Origin of the sequence: Mycobacterium sp. OAS707 (genome assembly GCF_014873705.1) — a bacterium.
GTDB lineage: Bacteria > Actinomycetota > Actinomycetes > Mycobacteriales > Mycobacteriaceae > Mycobacterium.
In genome coordinates this window covers 56,282-76,438 of the sequence record NZ_JADBDS010000003.1, presented here as the reverse complement: position 1 = coordinate 76,438, position 20,157 = coordinate 56,282, and the positions used below count along the sequence as shown (strand labels likewise).

Below are 20,157 nucleotides of genomic sequence, written 5' to 3'. Positions count from 1 at the left end.
GCGCATCACCCCGTGCCCAGTACACGCTGCAGGTCGGGCTTCATGGCTTGCAGCTGTGCACCCCAATACCCCCAGCTGTGGGTTCCGTTGTCCGGGAAGCTGAACGAGCCGTTGTGCCCGCCCGCCGCCAGGTAGCGATCCTGAAAGGCGATGTTGCTTGCGCGGGTCAGGTTCTCCAAGAACTGGGCGGGGAAGTCCGCACCACCCAGTTCGCTCGGCGTCCCGTTGCCGCAGTACACCCAGATGCGGGTGTTGTTGGCGACCAGCCTGTCGACGTTGACGGTCGGATCGTTGCGCGCCCAGGCCGGATCTCCGGCAGGCCCCCACATCGGACCGGGGTCAAAGCCGCCGGAGTCGTGCATCGCAAACCCGACCAAGGTCGGCCAGACGCCATCGGACAGGTTCAAGAAGCCGGACAGCGAGCCGGCATATCGGAAGTTCTGCGGATGCCACTCCGCGAGGGTCAACGCAGCATTGCCGCCCATGGAAAGGCCGACGATGGCGTTTCCGCTCGGGCTGATGCCTCGGTTCGCCGCCAACCATGGCGGCAGTTCTTGCGTCAGGAAGGTCTCCCATTTGTATGTCCAGGTGTCCCCATTGCCCACCGCGGGCGCGTACCAGTCGGTGTAGAAGCTGGACATGCCGCCGACGGGCATCACAATGGACAGCCCGGATTGGTAGTACCAGTCGAATGCCTGGGTCTCGATGTCCCAGCCGTTCTGGTCATCTCGCGCACGAAGGCCGTCCAGCAGATAGACGGCGTGGCGACCCCCACCCTGGAACTCGACCTTGATATCGCGGCCCATCGAAGCCGAGGGCACCATGAGGTATTCGACCGGCAAGCCTGGCCTCGAATATGCCGTGGCACTTGGCAAACCCCCGAAGAAGCCGACCGGGACGGTCAGCATCGCCGCGGCCGCGGCTACGATCAACACTCGCAGCGAGCACAGCCGCCGACGCCACTGTGTGTTTGTCATTTCGAGCTGCCCCTTCCCCCACCTGCCTGGTGAATAGCGACGCTGAGTACCCGGTGCGAACCCGGGCAAACGCACCAGGAGGCAAATCCTTTGCGGGTGCGCGTGCTGACGCTCGTCGCCGGGCGTTGGTCACCCCGAAGGTCCGATCCCGGTTGCCGCTAGGGTGGCGCCATGATTGGTGTGACCCGCGACGGCCACGTGATGACCCTGGAAATGCAGCGTGCCGAGCGGCGTAACGCGCTGAACAGCGCGCTCGTCGACGGTCTGCGCGAAGCTGTCGAGAAGGCCGCCGCCGAGGACATCCGGGCGATCGTCCTCACCGGCCAAGGCCATGTCTTCAGCGCGGGGGCGGATTTGTCAGACCCGTCGGGCGTGGCCGAGGAGTTGCCCGAGAAGGCCAAGGCGCTGAACCTGGCCATCGATGCGGCACCGGTTCCGGTCATCGGCGCGATCAACGGCCCCGCCATCGGGGCGGGCGTGATCCTCTCCATGATCTGCGACCTCCGCGTCGTCGCGCCCGATGCCTACTTCCAGTTCCCGGTCGCGAAATATGGTCTGGCGCTGGACAACTGGAGCATTCGCCGGCTGACGTCGCTGGTCGGGGCAGGCCGGGCAAGGGCCATGCTGATAGCGGCCGAACGGCTCACTGCCGACGTCGCGCTGCAGACCGGCATGGCCAACCGCATCGGCACGCTGGCCGACGCGCAAGCATGGGCCGCTGAAATCGCCGGCTACGCGCCGCTCGCGCTGCAGCACGCCAAGCGGGTCCTCAACGACGATGGCGCCTACGAGGAGCCATGGCCCGAGCACAAAGACCTGTTCGACAGGGCCTGGGCTTCTCAGGACGTCATCGAGGCCCAGGTGGCCAGGATCGAGAAGCGGCCGCCGAAGTTCCAGGGAGCCTGATGGTGGTGCGGGCAGCCCTGCGGTTCGGGTTCGGCACGGCGTCCGTGCTGGCCGGAAGCTGGCTGTTACGCGCGCTGCACGGCACGCCCGCCGCGCTGGGGGCCTCGCCCGCCGAGATCGAAGCCGTCGCGCGTCGATCGCCGAACTTCCGTGACGGCGCCTTCGTCAACGTCGACCCGGCCTCGGGTATCAGCCTCGACCGCGAAGAACAGCGGCGGATCATCTGGGACTTGATCGGCTCGCGCGGTAAATCCCGGCCCGCTGCTCCGATACCGATCGTTCAGCCCTTGCCAGCAGGCCCGGCCGCCGGTCTTTCGGTGTGCTGGTTCGGCCACTCCTCGGCGCTGATCGAGGTCGACGGCTACCGCGTGCTCGCCGATCCGATCTGGAGTCGCCGCTGCTCGCCCTCGCAGACGGTCGGCCCCGAACGGCTGCACGAGGTGCCCGCGCCGCTGGAGTCGCTCTCGGCAGTCGATGCCGTGGTGATCAGCCATGACCACTACGACCACCTCGATGTGGACACGATTCTCGGACTGGCCCGTACGCAGCGGTCGCCGTTCGTCGTGCCACTCGGTGTCGGCGCGCACCTGCGCAAGTGGGGGATTCCGGAGAGTCGCATCGTCGAACTCGACTGGAACGAGAGCCACACGATCGGCGATCTGACGCTGGTCTGCACGCCTGCCAGGCATTTCTCAGGCCGGCTCTTCAATCGCGACACCACGCTGTGGGCGTCGTGGGTGATCGCCGGGCCCCAGCACCGCGCATTTTTCGGCGGCGATACCGGCTACACGAAGAGCTTCTCCGAAATCGGAATGGACCACGGGCCTTTCGACCTGACCCTGCTGCCGATCGGCGCGTATCACCCCGCGTGGCCCGACATCCACATGAACCCGGAAGAAGCGGTCCGCGCGCATCTCGATGTCGCAGACGCCGGCGCTGGGCTGTTGGTACCCATCCACTGGGCCACCTTCCGGCTGGCCCCACACCCGTGGGCTGAGCCGGTCGAGCGGTTGCTGAAGGCCGCCGATTCCGCCGGTGTACATGTGGTGGTGCCGAAACCCGGGCAGCGAATCGATCCCGAGACGTCCGTCGACCCGTGGTGGCAGCTGTAACCGGCTACCGTTCACCTCATGAAGGCACTGGCCAGGGCGACGGTTGCCGTGCTGATGCTGGCTCTGGTCTCGGGTTGCGCGAAACCCGCTGAGCAGGCGCCCCCGCCGACTGCGCAGACGCTGTCGGACGCGCCGCCGCCGTTGGTGCCCGCGATGCCGCTGCCGGACAACGCCGTCGACAACGCGGTGGCCAAGCTCGACGGCATCGTCAGCGACCTGATGAAGAAATCCGGCATCCCGGGGATGGCGGTCGCGGTGGTGCATGGCGGGAAGACCGTGTACGCCAAGGGGTTCGGGGTCAAGGACGTGCGCACCGGGGACAAGATCGACCCCGATACGGTCTTCCAGTTGGCCTCGCTGTCCAAGCCGCTGAGCGCGACTGTGGTCGCCCACCAGGTCGGGGCCAACGCGATCGGATGGGACACGCCGGTCGTGTCCAAGCTGCCGTGGTTTGCGCTGTCGAATCCCGCCGTCACGCCGATGGTCACGGTCGGGGACATGTTCTCGCACCGGTCGGGGCTGCCCGACCATGCAGGCGACATGCTCGAAGACCTCGGCTACGACCGGCGGTATGTGCTCGAGAGGCTGCGGCAGCTTCCGCTGGATGCTTTCCGAATCTCGTACGCCTACACCAACTTTGGCCTGACAGCCGGCGCCGAAGCCGTCGCGGCGAGCGCAGGCCAAACCTGGGAGGATCTCGCCGACCAGGCGCTGTTGCGCCCGCTGGGGATGACGTCGACCAGCTTCCGGTTCGCCGACTACGAAGCCAGGGCCGACCGCGCCGTCGGTCATATTCACGTCGACGGGCGCTATGAACCGCTCTACGTTCGCAACGCCGACCCCGAATCGCCTGCGGGCGGTGCTAGTTCGTCGCTCAACGACATGACGCGGTGGCTGAGCATGGTGCTTTCCAACGGCAGCCAGGACGGCAAGCAGATCGTCGACCCGAAGGCGTTGTTGCCTGCAGTCACACCGCAGATCGTGGCGAGTCCGGCGAGCGAGCCCGCGATGCGATCGGGCTTCTACGGCTTCGGGTTCAATGTGGGTACGACGTCGGCGGCGCGGATGTCGCTGAGTCATTCCGGCGCGTTCGAACTGGGCGCGGGCAGCAATTTCGTCGTCCTTCCGTCGGCGGATGTCGCGATCGTCGCGCTGACCAACGCGACGCCATCAGGGGTGCCCGAATCGCTGACGGCCGAATTCGCCGACCTGGTGCAGTTCGGCGAGGTGCGCGAGGACTGGTACAAGCTCTACGGCGACATCTTCAAGCAGATGGAGCAGCCGGTGGGCTCGCTGGTCGGGCAGAAGCCGCCGGCCAACGCCGCGCCCGCTGCGCCGCTCGCGTCCTACGTCGGCACCTACACCAACGACTACTGGGGTGCCGCGCGAGTCACCGAGAATGACGGCCGCCTGCACCTTGCGCTCGGCACGAAACTCGATGTCCCCCTGGATCATTGGGAGGGAAACGTCTTCACCTATGCGTGGGTCGCCGAGAACTCGCCGCCGGGAACGGTGTCCAAGGCCACGCTCGACGGCAACAAGCTCACGCTGGAGTATTACGACACGGACAAGAACGGGACGTTCACCAAGTGACCGCGTTGATCGCGACCGGCCTGACCGATGCCGAGGTCGCCGAACGGGTAGCCGACGGCAAGGCCAATGACGTACCAACGCGTGCGGCGCGCAGCGTGTCCGACATTGTGCGGGCCAATGTCTTCACGCGTATCAACGCGATTCTGGGTGTGCTGCTGGTCATCGTGCTGTCCACCGGTTCGCTGATCAACGGACTGTTCGGCCTGCTGATCATCGCCAACAGTGCCATCGGCATCATCCAGGAGTTGCGGGCCAAGCAGACGCTCGACAAGCTCGCGATCGTCGGGCAGGCGAAACCGTTGGTGCGCAGGCGATCCGGCACCGCAGCGCTGCTGCCAAGCGAGGTGGTGCTCGACGATGTCATCGAGATCGGCCCCGGCGATCAGATCGTCGTCGATGGTGAAGTGCTCGAGGAGAGCAACCTCGAGGTCGACGAATCCCTGCTGACCGGTGAGGCGGACTCGGTCGCGAAAGATGCCGGCGACACCGTGATGTCGGGCAGCTTCGTTGTCGCGGGCAGCGGCGCGTACCGGGCCACCAAGGTCGGCCGTGAGGCATACGCCGCCAAGCTGTCCGAAGAGGCCAGCAAGTTCACGCTGGTCAATTCCGAACTGCGCAGCGGGATCAACAAGATCCTGCAGTTCATCACCTATCTGCTGTGGCCGGCCGGCCTGCTCACCATCTACACCCAGCTGTTCACCACCGACGTCGGCTGGCGGCGGGCGGTGCTTGCGATGGTCGGCGCTCTGGTGCCGATGGTGCCGGAGGGTCTGGTGCTGATGACGTCGATCGCGTTCGCCGTCGGCGTGATCCGGCTCGGCCGCAGGCAATGCCTCGTGAACGAACTGCCCGCGATCGAGGGCTTGGCGCGCGTCGACGTGGTCTGCGCCGACAAGACGGGCACGTTGACCGAAAACGGCATGCGGGTCTCGGACCTCAAGCCGTTGACCGAGGCCGGGGTCGGCGACGTACTGGCGCAGCTGGCATCCGACGATGCCCGCCCCAACGCCAGCATGCAGGCCATCGCCGAGGCGTACAAAATGCCGCCGGGCTGGACGTCAACGGCCACTGCGCCTTTCAAGTCGGCGACCAAATGGAGCGGCGCGTCGTACGGCGAACACGGCAACTGGGTGATCGGGGCACCCGACGTGCTGCTCCAGCCGGGGTCGACCGTCGCCGACCAGGCGGAGCAGATCGGGTCGCTTGGCCTGCGCGTGCTGCTGCTCGGCTCCAGCGACCTGCCGGTCGACCACCCCGACGCTCCCGGTGTCGTCACGCCTGTGGCACTGGTGGTACTCGAGCAGCGCGTCCGGCCTGACGCTCGCGAAACGCTTGATTATTTTGCGTCCCAGCAGGTTTCGGTCAAGGTCATCTCCGGCGACAACGCCGTCTCGGTTGGCGCCGTCGCGGGCTCGCTCGGCCTCGAGGGGGAGACGATGGACGCCCGCCGGTTGCCGCACGAAAACGACGAGCTTGCTGACACCCTCGAGGAGTACACGACATTCGGCCGCGTGCGTCCGGACCAGAAGCGCGCGATGGTGCATGCACTGCAGTCGCGCGGGCATACGGTCGCGATGACCGGTGACGGTGTCAACGACGTGCTTGCGCTCAAGGACGCCGACATCGGTGTCGCGATGGGCTCGGGCAGCTCCGCGTCGCGGGCGGTTGCCCAGATTGTGTTGCTGGACAACAAGTTCGCGACGCTGCCATACGTCGTCGGTGAGGGCCGCAGAGTCATCGGTAACATCGAGCGGGTCTCCAACCTGTTCCTCACCAAAACCGTGTACTCCGTTCTGCTCGCGGTCCTGGTGGGGCTGGCGGGCCTGGCGTCCAAGATCTTCGGGTCCGACCCGCTGCTGTTCCCGTTCCAGCCGATCCACGTGACGATCGCGGCGTGGTTCACCATCGGAATCCCCGCGTTCATTCTGTCGCTGGCGCCGAACACCGAACGGGCGCATACCGGCTTCGTGCGCCGGGTGATGACGGCGGCGCTGCCGTCGGGCCTCGTGGTCGGGATCGCGACGTTCGTGTCGTACCTGGCGGCATACCAGGGCCGGGCCGCCACGGCGAGTGAGCAGACGCAGGCGTCGACGGCGGCGTTGATCACGCTGTTGATCACCGCGGTGTGGGTGCTGGCGGTGGTGGCGCGACCCTACGAGTGGTGGCGGGTGCTGCTCGTCGCGGCGTCCGGGCTGGCCTACGTGGTGATTTTCGCCATTCCGGCGGCGCAGAAGACGTTCATGCTCGACCCCTCCAACATGGCGATCACCTCGATCGCGGTGGCAATCGGCCTGGTTGGCGGGGCGGTTATCGAGGTGCTGTGGTGGGTACAGGGTGCGATGTTGGGCGAACGACGCCGCTTGTGGCGCGCTAGTTAGGGTGGACGCATGGCATTCCTCGACAAGGTGAAGAATCTGCTGGCCAAGAACGCGGACAAGGTGGACACCGCGATCGACAAGGCCGGTGACATCGTCGACAAGAAGACGCAGGGCAAGTACTCATCGACGGTCGACAAAGTGGCCGACGCCGCCAAGAACGCGGTGGACAAGAGCAACCCGAAGACCTAGCTGCGGTGGCCAAACTTTCCGTCTCCGTCGACGTTCCGCTTCCGCCGGAGAAGGCGTGGGAGTGCGCCTCTGATCTGTCCCGGTACAAGGAATGGCTGTCCATTCATCGGGTGTGGCGCTCGAAGCTGCCCGAAACGCTGGAGAAGGGCACCCAGATCGAGTCCATCGTGGAGGTCAAGGGCATGCCCAACCGAATCAAGTGGACCATCGTCCACTACCGGCCGCCGGAGGCGATGACGCTCAACGGCGACGGTAAGGGCGGCGTGAAGGTCAAACTCATCGGCAAGGTGAAGCCGGCCCAAAACGACCCCGGCGGTTCGACGGTCACGTTCGACGTACATCTCGGTGGCCCTGCGTTGTTCGGCCCGATCGGCATGGTGGTCGCAGGCGCGCTCAAGGGCGACATCCGCGAATCACTGGACAAGTTCAAGTCGGTGTTCGCCCCGGCTTAGCCGCCCGCGGCTTGGCGCGCTACGCGCTCGTCGTGGATGCGCACGAGCTCGCGGAAACCGAGCCGATGATATTTCGGCACCGGCTGAATGCCCCACTGGTCCCGCGCGGTGTCCTTACCCTCAGCGCCTTCGGGTGGGCCCAGCGGCGGGTACGGGTACTTGCATTCCAACGCGTCATCCGAGTAGCGGATCTTCAGTAGCTCGCTGCAGATCTGGGTGAGGCTCAGCGTCGGATAGCCGTAGTAGACAGCCATGAACGGCAGCGTGAAAGCGCCCTCGATGACGAGCGCGATCAGACAGACCAGCACCGCACGCTTGATCCATTTGTGCATCCGCGCGTAGTAGGGCGTGGTGCCTGGTGGCAGATCCTCGGTCTTCTGCTCTTCGGTCGTGGTCACAGTATGGCTCCTCAAAGCTGTTCAGTCGGAGAAGATTTCGCGGTTGACGGTGTGCAGATACGGAATGGCCAAGAACGGGGTGATGTAGAAGATGTCGTAGAGCCACCAACCGATGACGGGGAAGACGACCCCGGCGTAACGAACGTCGGCGTACATGGTCATGTTGAAGACATAGCCGCACCAGATCACCACGCCCATCCAGCAGGTGATGATCATCCACTGCTGGCCCCACCGCTTCATCTGCAGGAAGCCGATCGCCGCGGCGCATCGCATCGAGAAGACGGTCAGAATCAGTCCTGCGACCCAAGCCTTTTCGCCGGGCCCGGCCGCGCCGCCGACCCATAGTTCGTTGTAATGCCAGAAGTAGCCGGCGTCGAACATGTTGCCCCAGCCGACCATCAGCACGCGGTTGATCAAGGTGTGGTTGGCGACCAGGTCCAGGGCCCAGCCAAGGCTGTTGAGGCAGCCGTCGATCAGCACGAGATAGCCGATCAGCGTGACGATCATCGGCCGGACCGAAAGGCCTGCGCGCAGGGCCTGGCGCTGCAGCCAGACGCCCCGCATGAAGATGGGGAACCCGATGAGCCCGGGCGCCCACATCCCCATCAATGCCGCACCGACGATCATCCACTTGTCGGCGCGGCGCTGAGCCAGCCGCGACTCGTCCTGATGTTCGTCGAGGCTGACCGCTCCGTCGGAGCGATTGAGCAAGGGCGAGTTCACAATTCCCACCAACCGCGTGCGAACGACATGTACAGCTGGATTCCGAACATCGTCAACAGATAGCCGTAGATGGCGATCTGCAGGATGATCAGTGCCCTCTTGCGCTTGCGTTCCTTCTGATCCACGATCGCGTCCCTCCTAGATTTCAGCGGCAGCCAGGCAGGCGGCCGCGACTTCTCGTAGTCCTTCGGTGATGGCGCCGTCGGTGCTCAACGGCGCGAGTATGCAGGCATCGGCGGCTTCCAATTCGGTTGCCCCGGAGGCGATCAACTGGCCGGCCGTCACCAACACCCGGGTCGACGGCGGTTCGAAATGAAACGCCTCGTCCGCGGTGCGAATCGCGACCGCGCAGTCCACCAACCGCCGCGCCGTACCGGCGTCGACACCCGTTTCGGCGACAACCACCTCCGCCTCGCGCTCCGGCGGCAGATACGTCATCGGCAGCGTGACGAACCGTTGCCGGAACGACGGTTTGAGCTCCTTGAGCGAGCTGCGATAGGCGGGGTTGTACGAGCAGACGAGCATGAACGTCTCCGGCGCCTGCACGACTTCGCCGGCCCGATCCAGATACAGGGCGCGGCGGTGATCGGTCAGCGAATGCAGGATCGCCAACGAATCATGCCGAGCCTCAACGACTTCGTCGAGGTAGCAGATGGCGCCGGCCTTCACGGCCCTGGTGAGCGGCCCGTCCGTCCACACCACGTCGCCACCGGTCACCATGAAGCGGCCGACGAGGTCGGAACTGGTGAGATCGTCGTGGCAGCTGATGGTGACGACGGGCCTGCCCAGCAGCAGACCCATGTGCTCGACCAGCCTGGTCTTACCGCAGCCGGTCGGGCCGGTGAGCATCACCGGGATGCGGCGACGAAATGCCTGCTCGAACAGCTTCACCTCGTTACCGTTCGCGAAATACGTCTCAGTCATGTGGCCACCAACTCCCTGTGGACATGGGCCAACACCCGCGGCAGTTCCTCAACGCGCCGGATCCGTTGGGACCGTCGGGGTCCGAACACCTCGGGAAGTGGGTCGACGCGGGTTGGTCCGACGCCGACGTAGTACACGGAGACACCGGCGTCGTTAGCCTCCTCGACAGCGTGCGCGGCGTCGGCCCAGGCATAGCGGCCCTCGTAGCCGTCGTCGGAGATCAGCCCGTCGCCGATGACGATCAACAGGCGTCGCTCCGACGGCTGCGCCAACAGCCGGCTCGTCAAGTGACGCAGGGGCGCACCGAGCCGGGTGTAGCCGCCGGTTTCCAGGCCCAACTTGCTTGGCGGCACGAATCGCCGGTCCTCGAAGTCTTTCAGGCAGCGCACCTCGACCCGGTGTCGGGTGTTTCCGGTGAACACGAACACGCCGTGCCGTTCGCGGGCGAGTTGCATTGCGCGGGAAAGCGCGTCGGCGCAGGCGAGTTCCAGCCGGAAGATCCGGCCGCCGTGCACCCCCAGCGACGAACTGCCGTCGAGCAGTAGCGCGGTGGTGACGTCACGGCTGGTCGGCAGCAGCTCGCGGAAGATGCGGGGTTCGGCAGCCTCGCCAGTCCTCATGTCGATGTAGTGGGAGACGTACTGGTCGACGTCGATGTCGGAGCCGTCCTCGAGCCGAGTTGTCATGGCCCGATGCGTGTGTTCTTCGAACCATTTCCGTAGCTCGGCCGAGCTCATGCCCGGCTGACGTGTGCGACTGGATAGGGAGCGTTCCAGGACCGCGACGTGGTCGGGCATGAAGCTCTTTGTCCACGTGTTCCATTCGGGATACGGGATTCCCGGCCGGTGCTCCGGGGTGATGTCGAGGTCGTTGTCTTGCGGCCGGCTCGGTGGCGGCAGATTCGAGTTCCGCACGCCGCCGTCGCCACCGACGGGCACGGAGTACGGCCGTGGCAGCCGCTTCTGCGTTGTGGTCCACGGCATCCTGCCGAACGTGCGTCGCAACCTGTCGGTCAGCCCGTGGGGCGCGGTGTAGGCGATCGGCAGGCAGCCAAGCAGCGGATGGACATTCAACTGCTGGCTCGTTGCCGCCATTGCGATTGCCCGGTTTAGTATTTCGCCGCCATCCGCATCCGCTGCGATGAGTTCGAGATCCGGAAGCACCCGTCGCACCTCGGTGAGCAGACCCGGCCACCGCGCTGCGATCCAACCGACCGCGACACCGGCCTCGACAATTGTGAGCGCACGCAGTTCCCTGCCCGACAACTCGCTCAGGCGATACTGCGTCACCCGCTCCTTCGACGGTGAACACTGCAGCGCCACACCACATGTCAGGGTGCGCCGGGACCATTCCCTGGTCACGGGATATGGAATGTGTACGTAGCGCAGTGACGCGTTGAGCCCGAAGACACGCCTGTCACCGGTGACCAGGCGCGCACCTTCGCGCCGCTGGTCACTCAATGCGACCGCTGCGACGGCGCAACTGCGTTCGAGCGCCATCGCATGGGCATTCGACAGGTCTGCCATCGCGGATCAGAACGTGCCGATGTTGGAGAACATCCAATACCAGAACGCGATGATCAAAATCGTGCCGCCCCATGCGGCGACGTATCGAAGGATCTCCCAGAGATAACCCATGATCGACCTCTCTTGTTGACCGGCTAGTGGATTTCCAGCCCACGGACAGCGGACGCGACGAGCTTGCTCAGCATGGTGTCGCGGTTGTCGTTGGCCGTGGTGGTGAGTACGCCGTAGATGCCGAGCAGAAAGAACGTCGCGCTGTAGAAACCGTCGACTTCCAGGTGCACCACGCCGTCGCCTCGTGCCCGCTCGATCTCGCGGACCAGCAGCACGATCAGCGGGTGGTCGGTCCAGTCATCCTTGGTCGGTCGCGACGGCGAAAAGTGCAGCGCCAGCAGCTCTTTGAACAGCAGTGATCCGAGTCGCTGTTCCAACTCGGTGACTAGTCGGACGACCTCGACCAGCGCAGCGATGTGGTCGGACGGGCCGTCCAGGAAGCGCGCGAATTCTCTTGCCATGCGCGCCTCTTCGCGGCGCTCGAGTTCGAGCAGGACGTGCTCCTTGCTCGGGAAGTGGAAGAAGAAGGTGCCGTGCGCGACTCCTGCGGCGGTGACAATCGCGTTCACGTCGGCGCCTGCCATGCCCGCGCGCTTGAACTCGGCGACCGCCGCGCCGAGAAGCCGTTCGCGAGTCTGGAGCCGCCGTGCTTCCCGCGCCGACGGCTTCACCTGTGGCGTCATGGTCTGCCTTTTGTAACCTAGCTACTGACTAAAGTCAATGAGTCAAGTCAGTCAGAAAAGATCTCGCGGTTCACGGTGTGCAGGTACGGAATGGCGAGGAACGGGGTGATGTAGAAGATGTCGTACAGCCACCAGCCCACCACCGGCAACACCACCCCCGCGAACCGGACGTCGGCGTACATGGTCATGTTGAAGACATAGCCGCACCAGATCACCACGCCCATCCAGCAGGTGATGATCATCCACTGCTGGCCCCACCGCTTCATCTGCAGGAAGCCGATCGCCGCCGCGATGCGCATGGTGAACACGGTGAAAATGAGGCCGATCTCCCAGCCCTTCTCGCCGGGTCCGGCTGCGCCACCGATCCACAATTCGTTGAAGTGCCAGAAGTAACCGGCGTCAAACATGTTGCCCCAGCCGGTAAGTAGCACGCGCGCGAGCAGGGAGTGGTTGGCGACCATGTCGAGCGCCCACCCCACGGTGTTGATCGCCGCATCGATGATCACCAGATAGCCGAGCAGTGTGACCAGCATCGGCCGCACCGAAAGTCCATCGCGCTGGGCGCGGCGCAGCAGGAATACTCCGCGCAGGAACAGCGGCAGGCCAAAGATGCCGAGCGCCGCGGTCCCGATCAGGATGCTGCCCGAGATCAGCCACTTGTCGGCCCGGCGCTGGGCCAGCCGAGACTCTTCCATGTGCTCGTCGAGGCCAGTGCGGTCAGGGCTGATCCAGGTGCCGGAAACGCTCATGCAGACTGACTATAGTCAGCCAGTCAACTAGTGGAGCTCGATGCTGCGCAGGGTCCTTTTGACGTAGTCGTCGAGCATGGCTTGTTGACCTGGCCAGCCGTGCGTTGTCGTCAACAACGCGTAGAGGCCGAGGAGAAAGAACACCGCGCTGTTCATCGGGTTGACGTCGGGAGCCACCTCGCCGTCGGCCTGGGCATCTTCGATCTGCTGTGCGACCAAGACGATGACCGGGTGTTCTTTACTTTCGTCGACCGGACGAGTCGGCGAAAAATGCAGGGCGAGAAAGTCTTTGAAGAGGACGGGGCCAAGACGCCGTTCCAATCCCACGATCAGGCGCACGGACTCCTGCAACGCCGACGCAAGGTCGTGCTCTGACGCCGCGAAGCGACGCAGCTCCTTGGCGATCCGCTCCTCTTCGCGACGTTCCAGTTCCAGCAGCACATGTTCCTTGGTGGGGAAGTGGAAGAAGAAGGTGCCGTGTGCGACTCCGGCGGCCGCGACGATCGCCCTGACATCGGATGCGGCGGTCCCCGAGCGTTTGAATTCGGCGATGGCGGCCCCCATCAGGCGCTCCCGGGTCTGCAAGCGCTTGGTTTCTCGCGTTGACGGCCGGTCCACCACAGTCAATTCCCGTTGAGGGCGTGGGCTATCGGTGTATCGCCGGCGATCACGTTGAAGGTCTGGCCTGCGGTGGCGGGGGTGTCCAACACTGCCAGCAGGACCGCTGCCACGTCCTCGCGGGGGATGTCGCCGCGTTCGGTATGGGTTGCGAGTCTGACGAGCCCTGTCCCGGGATCGTTGGTGAGATGACCTGGGCGGACGATGGTCGTGTCGAGCGCCGCCCGGGCGCGAACGTTGTCATCGGCTGCACCCTTGGCACGCAGGTAGGCGGTGAATACCTCGTCTCGGGTGTGCGGCGCGTTGGCATCGGCGTTGATTGACGAAACCATCACGTAGCGAGGAACTTTCGCCGTCTCGGCGGCGTCGGCCAGAAGTATGGCGGCGTCGCGATCGACAGTCTCCTTGCGGGCCGCGCCGCTACCCGGTCCGGCCCCGGCGGCGAACACCACGGCGTCGACACCAGGTAGATGCGAAGCCACGTCGTCGACGGAGGCTTGCTCCAGGTCGACCACCAATGCTTGCGCGCCGACCGCTTGCAGGTCTGCCGCGTGGTCAGGATTGCGGATGAATCCGGCTACCGAGTCGCCACGCTCTGAGAGGAGACGTTCGAGGATCAAGGCAATCTTGCCGTGCCCGCCGGCGATGACCACACGCATGAGGCAATGCTACGGACGGGGCACGCTAGTGAACCAGCCGATCTCGCAGTTCGCGCTTGAGCACCTTGCCGTAGCTGTTCTTGGGGATCTCGTCGACGAACTCGTAGCGCTTCGGCCGCTTGAACCGCGCGATGCGTTCCAGCAGATGGGCATCGAGTTCCGCGGGTGAAGCGGAACCGATGATGAACGCGACGACGACCTCACCCCACTCGGGATCCGGTGCCCCGACGACGCATGCCTCCGCAACACCGGGGTGCTCCATCAGCACCTCTTCCACCTCGCGCGGGTAGATATTGCTGCCGCCGCTGATGACGACATCCTTGGAGCGGTCGCGAAGCGTCAAGAACCCCCGCGCGTCGAATGACCCCATGTCGCCGGTGTGCAACCAACCGTCTTGCAGGGTGGCGGCGGTGGCCGCGGGATTCTTCCAATATCCCGACATCACAACGTCCCCGCGGCAGACGATTTCGCCGATCTCACCGATCGCGGCGGGCGAGCCGTCCTCGGCGAGCACCGCGACGTCCACGCCCGACCGCGCGTAGCCCACCGACCCGAGCATTGCGTCGTCGGCGTCGAGATGGTCGGCGCGACGCAGGCCCGTGATCGTCATCGGCGCCTCTCCCTGGCCATATAGCTGCACAAAGATCGGCCCGAACGCCGCCATCGCCTTCTTCAGGCTGTCGACGTACATCGGCCCACCGCCGTACACCACCGTCTTCAGATTGCTCGGACACGACCGTCCTGTCGCCACCAGCCGCTGCACCATCGTGGGCGCTAAGAAAGCGCTGCAGCCGGGATGGTATTCGCAGAGGTCGAGAAATTCGTCGGGGTCGAATGCGCCTGAAGCGGGCACCACCTGCCGTGCGCCGCGCAGGACGTACGGCGGTACGTACAGCCCGGACCCGTGCGACATCGGCGCGCCGTGGATGAGGCTGCAGTTCTCGTCCGGTGCATCGAAGTCGGCGAGATGCGCGACGGTCATCGCCATCAGGTTGCGGTGCGAGAGCATCGCGCCCTTCGACCTGCCCGTGGTGCCGCTGGTGTAGAACAGCCACGCCAACTCCGCCGGATCGGTGTCCGTGGACGGTGTCAACGGCGTTGCGGCGAACCGGCTTTCATAGGTTTCTGTGCCGATGATCTCGACGGGCACCGCGGTCACGGGTTTCAGGCCTGCGGCGATCTTCGCCGACGCGAACACCTGCGTCACCCCGGCGTCGCCGAGGATCTGCTCCATCTCGCGCGGGTGCAGCTTGTAGTTGATCGGGACGAATACCCGTTCGGCGGCCCAGATCGCGAACATCAGCTCGACGATCTCCGGGCAGTTCTCACTGGCGACCGCAACTCGCGCGCCCGGCGAACCGAGCCCGCTGAGCGACGCCGCGAGCCGCAACACCCTATCCCGCAGCTCGGCCCACGTATTGCGTTGCTGCTCGCCGAGATACAGTGCCCCGCGGTCGCCGAACCGTGCGGCGGCCTGGTCGAGCAGTGCGAACAGGTTCACTGCTCTCTGCTCTTCGCGCGAGCGCTCATCGCCGCGCCACCCACTGTGAGTTCAGCGCGAAGTCCGACAGGTACTTGGTGGACGTCCAGCCACCGTCGACCACGATCGTCTGGCCATTGATGAAGCTGGCGCCTTCCGAACACAGGAATGCGACGGTGCTCGCGATGTCGTCGACTTTGCCCAGCCGCGGATACGGTGTCATCTCGGTGTTCATCTTGCGGAACCGCTCGTCCTCCAGGCGGGTCGCCACCATCGGGGTGAGCGTGACGCCGGGGGCCACGGCGTTGCAGCGGATGCCCTGCGGCCCGTACTGGCAGGCGATGTGCGTGGTCAATGCCGTCAGCCCGCCCTTGGCAGCGGAATACGCCCCACCGCGCAAGCCGCCGACGACCGCGAACGTCGACGTGACGTTGATGATCGCCGAGCCCGACTGCATGTGCGGGATGACATCGCGTGCCAACCGGAACGGGGCCCGCAACATCAAACCCAGGAAATAGTCCAGACTTTCGTCATCGGTTTCGTGCAACGGTTTGGGGCTGCCAACGCCCGCGTTGTTGATCAGGAAGTCGATGCGACCCCACCGCTCGATTGCCAACTCGACAATCCGTTGCGGCGCGTCGTCGGCGGTCAGGTCGACGGCGAGGGTGGCGATGCGCTCGCCGTCGTTGATCTCCTGCCGAAGATCGGCCAGTCTGCCTTCGTCGCGGCCGGTGCCGAGCACCGCCATCCCCGCCTCCGCGAGTTTGGTGGCGCATCCGAAGCCGATGCCGCTGCTCGCCCCCGTCACGATCGCTACCTGCATCTCACACATCCACTTTCGTCAGCCTCGTCCGGATCTGATGCTTCAACACCTTGCCCGCGTCATTCTTCGGCAGGGAATCCCAGATCTCCACTCGTTCAGGAACTTTGAACTTGGCCACGCCTTCGCGCATCAACAACTCGCGTACACCGTCGAGGTCCGGCGCCGGCTCGTCGGAGGCCACAATGACCGCGCACGCGCGTTCGCCGGTGCGCTCGTCGGGGACACCGACGACTGCGATCTCCGCAACGCCCGCGTGGCCGATCAGGATGTCCTCGATCTCCTTGGGGGAGATGTTCTCTCCGTTGCGGATGATGATGTCCTTGGCCCTGCCCGTGACCACCAGATACTCGTCGTCGACCCAACGGCCCAGATCCCCTGTGCGGAAGTAACCCTCCTCGTCGAAGGACTCCGTCTCATCTTCGGGATGGAGATAGCCGACGAGCATCTGCGGTCCGCGGGCCCGAATCTCGCCGTCGACGAGTTTGATGTCGGCGAAGCCTGCTTGGCCATCGGTGTCGGCCGCATGCTCGACATCGCCCAGGGCGCCGACGGTCGTGACCGGCACCTCGGTCGATCCGTACACCCGGCTGACCGCAGCGCGCTCGAAATAGGCTGCGGCGTCGCGAATCAATGACGGCGGTACGGATGCGCCGCCGCAGATGAACACCTTGAGATCCGGCAATCGAGTCTCGGCCTGTCGGGCCGCACCGAGTAGACCGACCAGAAACGGTGTCGCCCCGGCCATGTGTGTGCAGCGCTTACCGAGCATCAACTGCACGGCAGACTCCGGGTCCCAACGCTCCATCAGCACCGCCGTGGTGCCAAGCAGAAGCGGGCATTCGAACGCGTAGATGGAGCCGCCGATGTGCGCGATCGGCGAAGGGACCAGGAAGACGTCGCCGTCCTTGACCAGCCAGCGATCGCCGATCTGCGAAATCAGCGCATGGATCGAATTATGGCTGTGTAGAACGCCTTTCGGCCGCCCGGTGGTGCCGGATGTGTAGAGAATCATGCGGACGGCGTCGGGGTTCAAGACCGGCAGGCCCGCCGCTGCGTTGTTGGTGAAGAGTGATTCGTAGGGCGTGTGGCGTCCGGCGTTGCCCCGCAGCACCACGACCGCGGGCGGTGAGGCCATGTCGGAGGTGACCCGGTCGAGCATGCCGACATAGTCGTGCTTGCCGAACTCGGCGGGAATGAAGATCGCGCGACTGTCCGCGTCGGCCAGGATGAACCGCAGCTCGCGGTCGCGCAGTGACGGCAGCACGGGGTTCACCACCATCCCGGCCAGCGTCGCCGCCAGGTAGATGACCGCGGCCTCATGCCAGTTCGGCAGCATGAACGACACCACGCTGCCCGGCGGCATCCGCGCCATCAGCGTGTGCGCCAGCGCGCTCGCCCGCTCATGCAGCGTCCGGCAGTCGAGTCCAATGTCGCCGTCGACCAAGACGGTTCGGTCCGGCGTGCGTTGCGCGGCATTACGCAGCGCATCGGCCAGTGTGGTGCGAACCCACAGCCCGCTGCGATACGCCTCGGCCGCGCGGATGTCGTCGACCCTCACGGCCCGAACCTAACCCTTGACCCTGCGCATCGTCATCGAATGGCGATACCGCGCCGACGGATGCGTATTGACGGTGACCTGGGCGATCTCTCCGTCCGACGTCGTGTACGTGCGTTGCATTTCGAGTGCGGCACTGCCCGTTTCGATCTTGAGGAGCGCGGCCACCTCCGGAGTGACCACCACCGCGGCGATTTCCTGGCGCACCTCGACGATGCTCACGCCGAAAAGATCCTCGATGAGCGGGAAGATCGGGCCGGAGTGCCGTTGCAACAGCCTGCCTACCGCGGCGAAGGCACGGTTGATGTAGTACTCGGTCTTGCACACCGGGGCTTCGCTGTCGTCTGCGCGCCGATAGCCGCGGACCGCCAGCCATTCCGACCCGACCTTCAGCCCGGTGCTGGCCGACATCTCGTCGTCGATCGTCACCATCGCGTTCGACTCGATCGTGAACGGCGCTCCGGTCGCGAAGGCCAGCAGGTCGTTGATCGACATCACGTCCTGCGCATAGGAATTCGCCGCAAGTCGCGGAACGACCAGAGTGCCGGCGCGAGGCCGCGACTCGACCAGATTGTCGTCGCGCAACCGGCGCAAGGCTTCCCGAATGGTGTAGCGGCTCACTGCGAACCGCTCGCACAACTCGTGTTCGGTCGGCAGTTGCGAGCCAACCGGGTATACCCCGTCGACGATCTCCTTGCGCAGCGTGCGCGCGACCTGCAAATAGCGGTGGTCGGCCGGCGTGACGGTCATGTGCCCACCGGTCGCAGGGCAAGCACGCTTCCGTCGCCGTCGGCCGAGACGTAGAGCGTGCCGTCGGGTCCAGCGGCGATGCCCGCGAACGGCCCCTGCGGACCGGAGAACGGCGGCATTCCCTTCAGCGGCTTGGGTGTTACGCCGGGAGGTGGTCCGATCGGCAGGCCGGAGGCGATCGTGCGGCGCTCCTTGCTGTCGAAGTCGAACGCGACGACCGCCTTGGCGCCGGCGTCGACGATGTAAAGGACACCGCCGACGACGACGATGCCTTGCGGGCACTCCAAGCCGTCCACCATCGTCTGCGCGCTTGATCCCGACAGTCGCACCACGCGGCCCGCGCCGGACTCCGCAACCAGGGGGGCGCCATCAGGAGCGAGCGCGACGCCGACCGGATCTTGCAACCCCGACGCCAGCGTCTCCACGCTGCCCGATCGAACGCAGTGCACGCGTCCGGTCCCGAGTTCGGCGAAGACGACGGCGTCACCCGATCCGGCGGCCACGCCATACAGTTGGTCGAAGTCGGTTGCCAGATAATCGGTTTCACCGCTTCCAGGCCGATACCTGGCGACCTGCCCGCCGGACGTCGTCACCACGAACTCGCCTGCTCCGGTCGCCGCCACCCCGCGCAGGAACCCCGGGTAACCGGGCGAGAACAGCATGCCCACCGTCTCCAACGACCCGTCGGCGGCCACCCTATAGAAGTACGTGCCGTCGGCGATGTACAGATTGCCGTTATCGCCGACGGCAAGATCCAGCGGCCAGTTCAGCCCGCCGGGCAGCACGGTGCTGGTCTGACCGCCCGGCAGTATCTCGGTGATCTCGCCGGTGAAGTTCGAGACCAGCAGCCGGTCACCGACGAACGTCAGGTTGTCCAGGCCGGGTGTGAGTTGCGCGAGCACGTTCTGGGAGCCGTCGCGCGGATCGATGCGCAACACCTGTCCGGTGGCCACCTGCGTCGAGACGATGAAGCCCGCGGAGTCGAACTTGACCGCGTCGGGCACACCGAGGCCGGCGGCAACCCGTTGTGGTTCACCGCCGTTCGGGTCGATGCGCCAGATCTCGTTCGCCGTCATCAGCGGGAAATACAGCATCCCGTCGGGGCCGACCTCCATCGCGTTTGGCGATGGAAGGTTCTCGGCGAGGACACGCGTGATCGACCCGGTGCCGTCGAGTTCCACCAGCCGGCCGCCGTCGCGACACTCATTGATGAAGAGCCTGCCCTCGTGCACGGTGATTCCGTTGGCGCAGGGAAGATCGTCGCGCAGCACACGGGTGTTGCCGCCTGCCTCGCGCACGCTGACCCGGCCGTCCATCACTTCGGTCGCATAGAGGTTGCCGCTCGGGTCGAACGCGACGTCGTCGGGCGCGATGATGTCGCCGCCCTTCGCGCTGACGGTCTCCAGCACTCCGGTGTCAACATCGAGCGCGCTGATCTGGCTGCCTGTCACTTGCGCGACGTAGACGCGCCCGTCGGGACCGGTGCGCAGGCCGTTGGCGCCGAACAACCGACTCGGCGCGGTCAACCGCTCCAACTGCCACCCGCCCGCCGTGGCGGGACTGGCGGCGAGGTAGCGGGCCTGCAGCACGGGCGAGCTCATGACCTGGGAC

General features: G+C 65.5%; 21 protein-coding genes. 6 read left to right on the top strand and 15 right to left on the bottom strand.

Annotated elements, in window-relative coordinates; translation table 11 throughout:
• Nucleotides 1-5 precede the first annotated feature (5 nt).
• The gene (locus GGC64_RS18440; protein WP_192724015.1) at nucleotides 6-977 is read right to left on the bottom strand and encodes an esterase family protein; all 972 of its coding nucleotides are present in this window, start codon (nucleotides 975-977) and stop codon (nucleotides 6-8) included.
• A gap of 171 nt (nucleotides 978-1,148) precedes the next feature.
• Here GGC64_RS18440 and GGC64_RS18435 point away from each other — a divergent pair, with 171 nt between their 5' ends.
• The 6 genes from GGC64_RS18435 to GGC64_RS18410 are packed head-to-tail and all read left to right on the top strand — an operon-like array spanning nucleotide 1,149 to nucleotide 7,607.
• Nucleotides 1,149-1,883, top strand: coding sequence for an enoyl-CoA hydratase (locus GGC64_RS18435; RefSeq protein ID WP_192724014.1), 735 nt, complete (start codon nucleotides 1,149-1,151; stop codon nucleotides 1,881-1,883).
• 2 nt (nucleotides 1,884-1,885) lie between these two features.
• Nucleotides 1,886-2,995 carry an MBL fold metallo-hydrolase gene (locus GGC64_RS18430; RefSeq protein ID WP_370582181.1) on the top strand — a complete coding sequence of 370 codons (1,110 nt, stop codon included), beginning with the start codon at nucleotides 1,886-1,888 and terminating at the stop codon, nucleotides 2,993-2,995.
• 18 nt (nucleotides 2,996-3,013) lie between these two features.
• Nucleotides 3,014-4,588: a serine hydrolase gene (locus tag GGC64_RS18425; protein ID WP_192724012.1), complete on the top strand. Its 1,575-nt coding sequence runs from the start codon at nucleotides 3,014-3,016 to the stop codon at nucleotides 4,586-4,588.
• Complete coding sequence (locus GGC64_RS18420) at nucleotides 4,585-6,966, top strand: cation-translocating P-type ATPase (RefSeq protein ID WP_192724011.1); 2,382 nt, start codon at nucleotides 4,585-4,587, stop codon at nucleotides 6,964-6,966. The genes GGC64_RS18425 and GGC64_RS18420 overlap by 4 nt, the downstream gene beginning before the upstream one ends.
• Before the next feature lie 9 nt (nucleotides 6,967-6,975).
• On the top strand, nucleotides 6,976-7,155 hold the full coding sequence (locus GGC64_RS18415; RefSeq protein ID WP_192724010.1) for an antitoxin: 180 nt from the start codon (nucleotides 6,976-6,978) through the stop codon (nucleotides 7,153-7,155).
• Nucleotides 7,156-7,160: 5 nt separating this feature from the next.
• Entirely contained in the window at nucleotides 7,161-7,607 is a 447-nt protein-coding gene (locus tag GGC64_RS18410) for an SRPBCC family protein (RefSeq protein ID WP_192724009.1), read from the top strand.
• Here the strand turns inward: GGC64_RS18410 and GGC64_RS18405 are convergent.
• The 14 genes from GGC64_RS18405 to GGC64_RS18345 all read right to left on the bottom strand — a co-directional run bounded on the left by GGC64_RS18405 (nucleotide 7,604) and on the right by GGC64_RS18345 (nucleotide 20,147).
• Nucleotides 7,604-8,005, bottom strand: coding sequence for a hypothetical protein (locus GGC64_RS18405; protein WP_192724008.1), 402 nt, complete (start codon nucleotides 8,003-8,005; stop codon nucleotides 7,604-7,606). The genes GGC64_RS18410 and GGC64_RS18405 overlap by 4 nt on opposite strands.
• A 21-nt stretch (nucleotides 8,006-8,026) precedes the next feature.
• Nucleotides 8,027-8,728, bottom strand: a complete 702-nt coding sequence (locus GGC64_RS18400; RefSeq protein WP_370582180.1) for a hypothetical protein — start codon at nucleotides 8,726-8,728, stop codon at nucleotides 8,027-8,029.
• The gene (locus tag GGC64_RS35060; RefSeq protein WP_255528915.1) at nucleotides 8,725-8,853 is read right to left on the bottom strand and encodes a hypothetical protein; all 129 of its coding nucleotides are present in this window, start codon (nucleotides 8,851-8,853) and stop codon (nucleotides 8,725-8,727) included. The genes GGC64_RS18400 and GGC64_RS35060 overlap by 4 nt, the downstream gene beginning before the upstream one ends.
• Before the next feature lie 13 nt (nucleotides 8,854-8,866).
• The gene (locus GGC64_RS18395; protein WP_192724006.1) at nucleotides 8,867-9,652 is read right to left on the bottom strand and encodes a CbbQ/NirQ/NorQ/GpvN family protein; all 786 of its coding nucleotides are present in this window, start codon (nucleotides 9,650-9,652) and stop codon (nucleotides 8,867-8,869) included.
• Nucleotides 9,649-11,178 carry a nitric oxide reductase activation protein NorD gene (locus tag GGC64_RS18390; RefSeq protein WP_192724005.1) on the bottom strand — a complete coding sequence of 510 codons (1,530 nt, stop codon included), beginning with the start codon at nucleotides 11,176-11,178 and terminating at the stop codon, nucleotides 9,649-9,651. The genes GGC64_RS18395 and GGC64_RS18390 overlap by 4 nt, the downstream gene beginning before the upstream one ends.
• A gap of 134 nt (nucleotides 11,179-11,312) precedes the next feature.
• Nucleotides 11,313-11,912 (bottom strand): TetR/AcrR family transcriptional regulator, encoded by a 600-nt coding sequence (locus GGC64_RS18385; protein WP_192724004.1) that lies wholly within the window; start codon nucleotides 11,910-11,912, stop codon nucleotides 11,313-11,315.
• A 47-nt stretch (nucleotides 11,913-11,959) separates the two neighbouring features.
• On the bottom strand, nucleotides 11,960-12,661 hold the full coding sequence (locus tag GGC64_RS18380; RefSeq protein ID WP_192724003.1) for a hypothetical protein: 702 nt from the start codon (nucleotides 12,659-12,661) through the stop codon (nucleotides 11,960-11,962).
• Between the two features lie 27 nt (nucleotides 12,662-12,688).
• Nucleotides 12,689-13,288, bottom strand: coding sequence for a TetR/AcrR family transcriptional regulator (locus GGC64_RS18375; protein WP_210082686.1), 600 nt, complete (start codon nucleotides 13,286-13,288; stop codon nucleotides 12,689-12,691).
• Nucleotides 13,285-13,938 (bottom strand): SDR family oxidoreductase, encoded by a 654-nt coding sequence (locus GGC64_RS18370; RefSeq protein ID WP_192724001.1) that lies wholly within the window; start codon nucleotides 13,936-13,938, stop codon nucleotides 13,285-13,287. The genes GGC64_RS18375 and GGC64_RS18370 overlap by 4 nt, the downstream gene beginning before the upstream one ends.
• Nucleotides 13,939-13,963: 25 nt before the next feature.
• Nucleotides 13,964-15,439 (bottom strand): long-chain fatty acid--CoA ligase, encoded by a 1,476-nt coding sequence (locus GGC64_RS18365; RefSeq protein WP_192724000.1) that lies wholly within the window; start codon nucleotides 15,437-15,439, stop codon nucleotides 13,964-13,966.
• 25 nt (nucleotides 15,440-15,464) lie between these two features.
• Nucleotides 15,465-16,241 carry an SDR family NAD(P)-dependent oxidoreductase gene (locus GGC64_RS18360; protein WP_192723999.1) on the bottom strand — a complete coding sequence of 259 codons (777 nt, stop codon included), beginning with the start codon at nucleotides 16,239-16,241 and terminating at the stop codon, nucleotides 15,465-15,467.
• A 1-nt stretch (nucleotide 16,242) separates the two neighbouring features.
• The gene (locus tag GGC64_RS18355; RefSeq protein WP_192723998.1) at nucleotides 16,243-17,799 is read right to left on the bottom strand and encodes an AMP-binding protein; all 1,557 of its coding nucleotides are present in this window, start codon (nucleotides 17,797-17,799) and stop codon (nucleotides 16,243-16,245) included.
• A gap of 9 nt (nucleotides 17,800-17,808) precedes the next feature.
• Complete coding sequence (locus GGC64_RS18350; protein ID WP_192723997.1) at nucleotides 17,809-18,546, bottom strand: GntR family transcriptional regulator; 738 nt, start codon at nucleotides 18,544-18,546, stop codon at nucleotides 17,809-17,811.
• The gene (locus GGC64_RS18345) at nucleotides 18,543-20,147 is read right to left on the bottom strand and encodes an SMP-30/gluconolactonase/LRE family protein (RefSeq protein ID WP_192723996.1); all 1,605 of its coding nucleotides are present in this window, start codon (nucleotides 20,145-20,147) and stop codon (nucleotides 18,543-18,545) included. The genes GGC64_RS18350 and GGC64_RS18345 overlap by 4 nt, the downstream gene beginning before the upstream one ends.
• Between the last annotated feature and the right edge of the window lie 10 nt (nucleotides 20,148-20,157).

What these genes read in the sequence shown, in the direction of transcription:
- GGC64_RS18440 (WP_192724015.1), bottom strand. Translation starts at nt 977, where the DNA reads ATGACAAACACACAGTGGCGTCGGCGGCTGTGCTCGCTGCGAGTGTTG.
- GGC64_RS18435 (WP_192724014.1), top strand. Translation starts at nt 1,149, where the DNA reads ATGATTGGTGTGACCCGCGACGGCCACGTGATGACCCTGGAAATGCAG.
- GGC64_RS18425 (WP_192724012.1), top strand. Translation starts at nt 3,014, where the DNA reads ATGAAGGCACTGGCCAGGGCGACGGTTGCCGTGCTGATGCTGGCTCTG.
- GGC64_RS18415 (WP_192724010.1), top strand. Translation starts at nt 6,976, where the DNA reads ATGGCATTCCTCGACAAGGTGAAGAATCTGCTGGCCAAGAACGCGGAC.
- GGC64_RS18395 (WP_192724006.1), bottom strand. Translation starts at nt 9,652, where the DNA reads ATGACTGAGACGTATTTCGCGAACGGTAACGAGGTGAAGCTGTTCGAG.
- GGC64_RS18390 (WP_192724005.1), bottom strand. Translation starts at nt 11,178, where the DNA reads ATGGCAGACCTGTCGAATGCCCATGCGATGGCGCTCGAACGCAGTTGC.
- GGC64_RS18385 (WP_192724004.1), bottom strand. Translation starts at nt 11,912, where the DNA reads ATGACGCCACAGGTGAAGCCGTCGGCGCGGGAAGCACGGCGGCTCCAG.
- GGC64_RS18380 (WP_192724003.1), bottom strand. Translation starts at nt 12,661, where the DNA reads ATGAGCGTTTCCGGCACCTGGATCAGCCCTGACCGCACTGGCCTCGAC.
- GGC64_RS18370 (WP_192724001.1), bottom strand. Translation starts at nt 13,938, where the DNA reads ATGCGTGTGGTCATCGCCGGCGGGCACGGCAAGATTGCCTTGATCCTC.
- GGC64_RS18360 (WP_192723999.1), bottom strand. Translation starts at nt 16,241, where the DNA reads ATGCAGGTAGCGATCGTGACGGGGGCGAGCAGCGGCATCGGCTTCGGA.
- GGC64_RS18350 (WP_192723997.1), bottom strand. Translation starts at nt 18,546, where the DNA reads ATGACCGTCACGCCGGCCGACCACCGCTATTTGCAGGTCGCGCGCACG.
- GGC64_RS18345 (WP_192723996.1), bottom strand. Translation starts at nt 20,147, where the DNA reads ATGAGCTCGCCCGTGCTGCAGGCCCGCTACCTCGCCGCCAGTCCCGCC.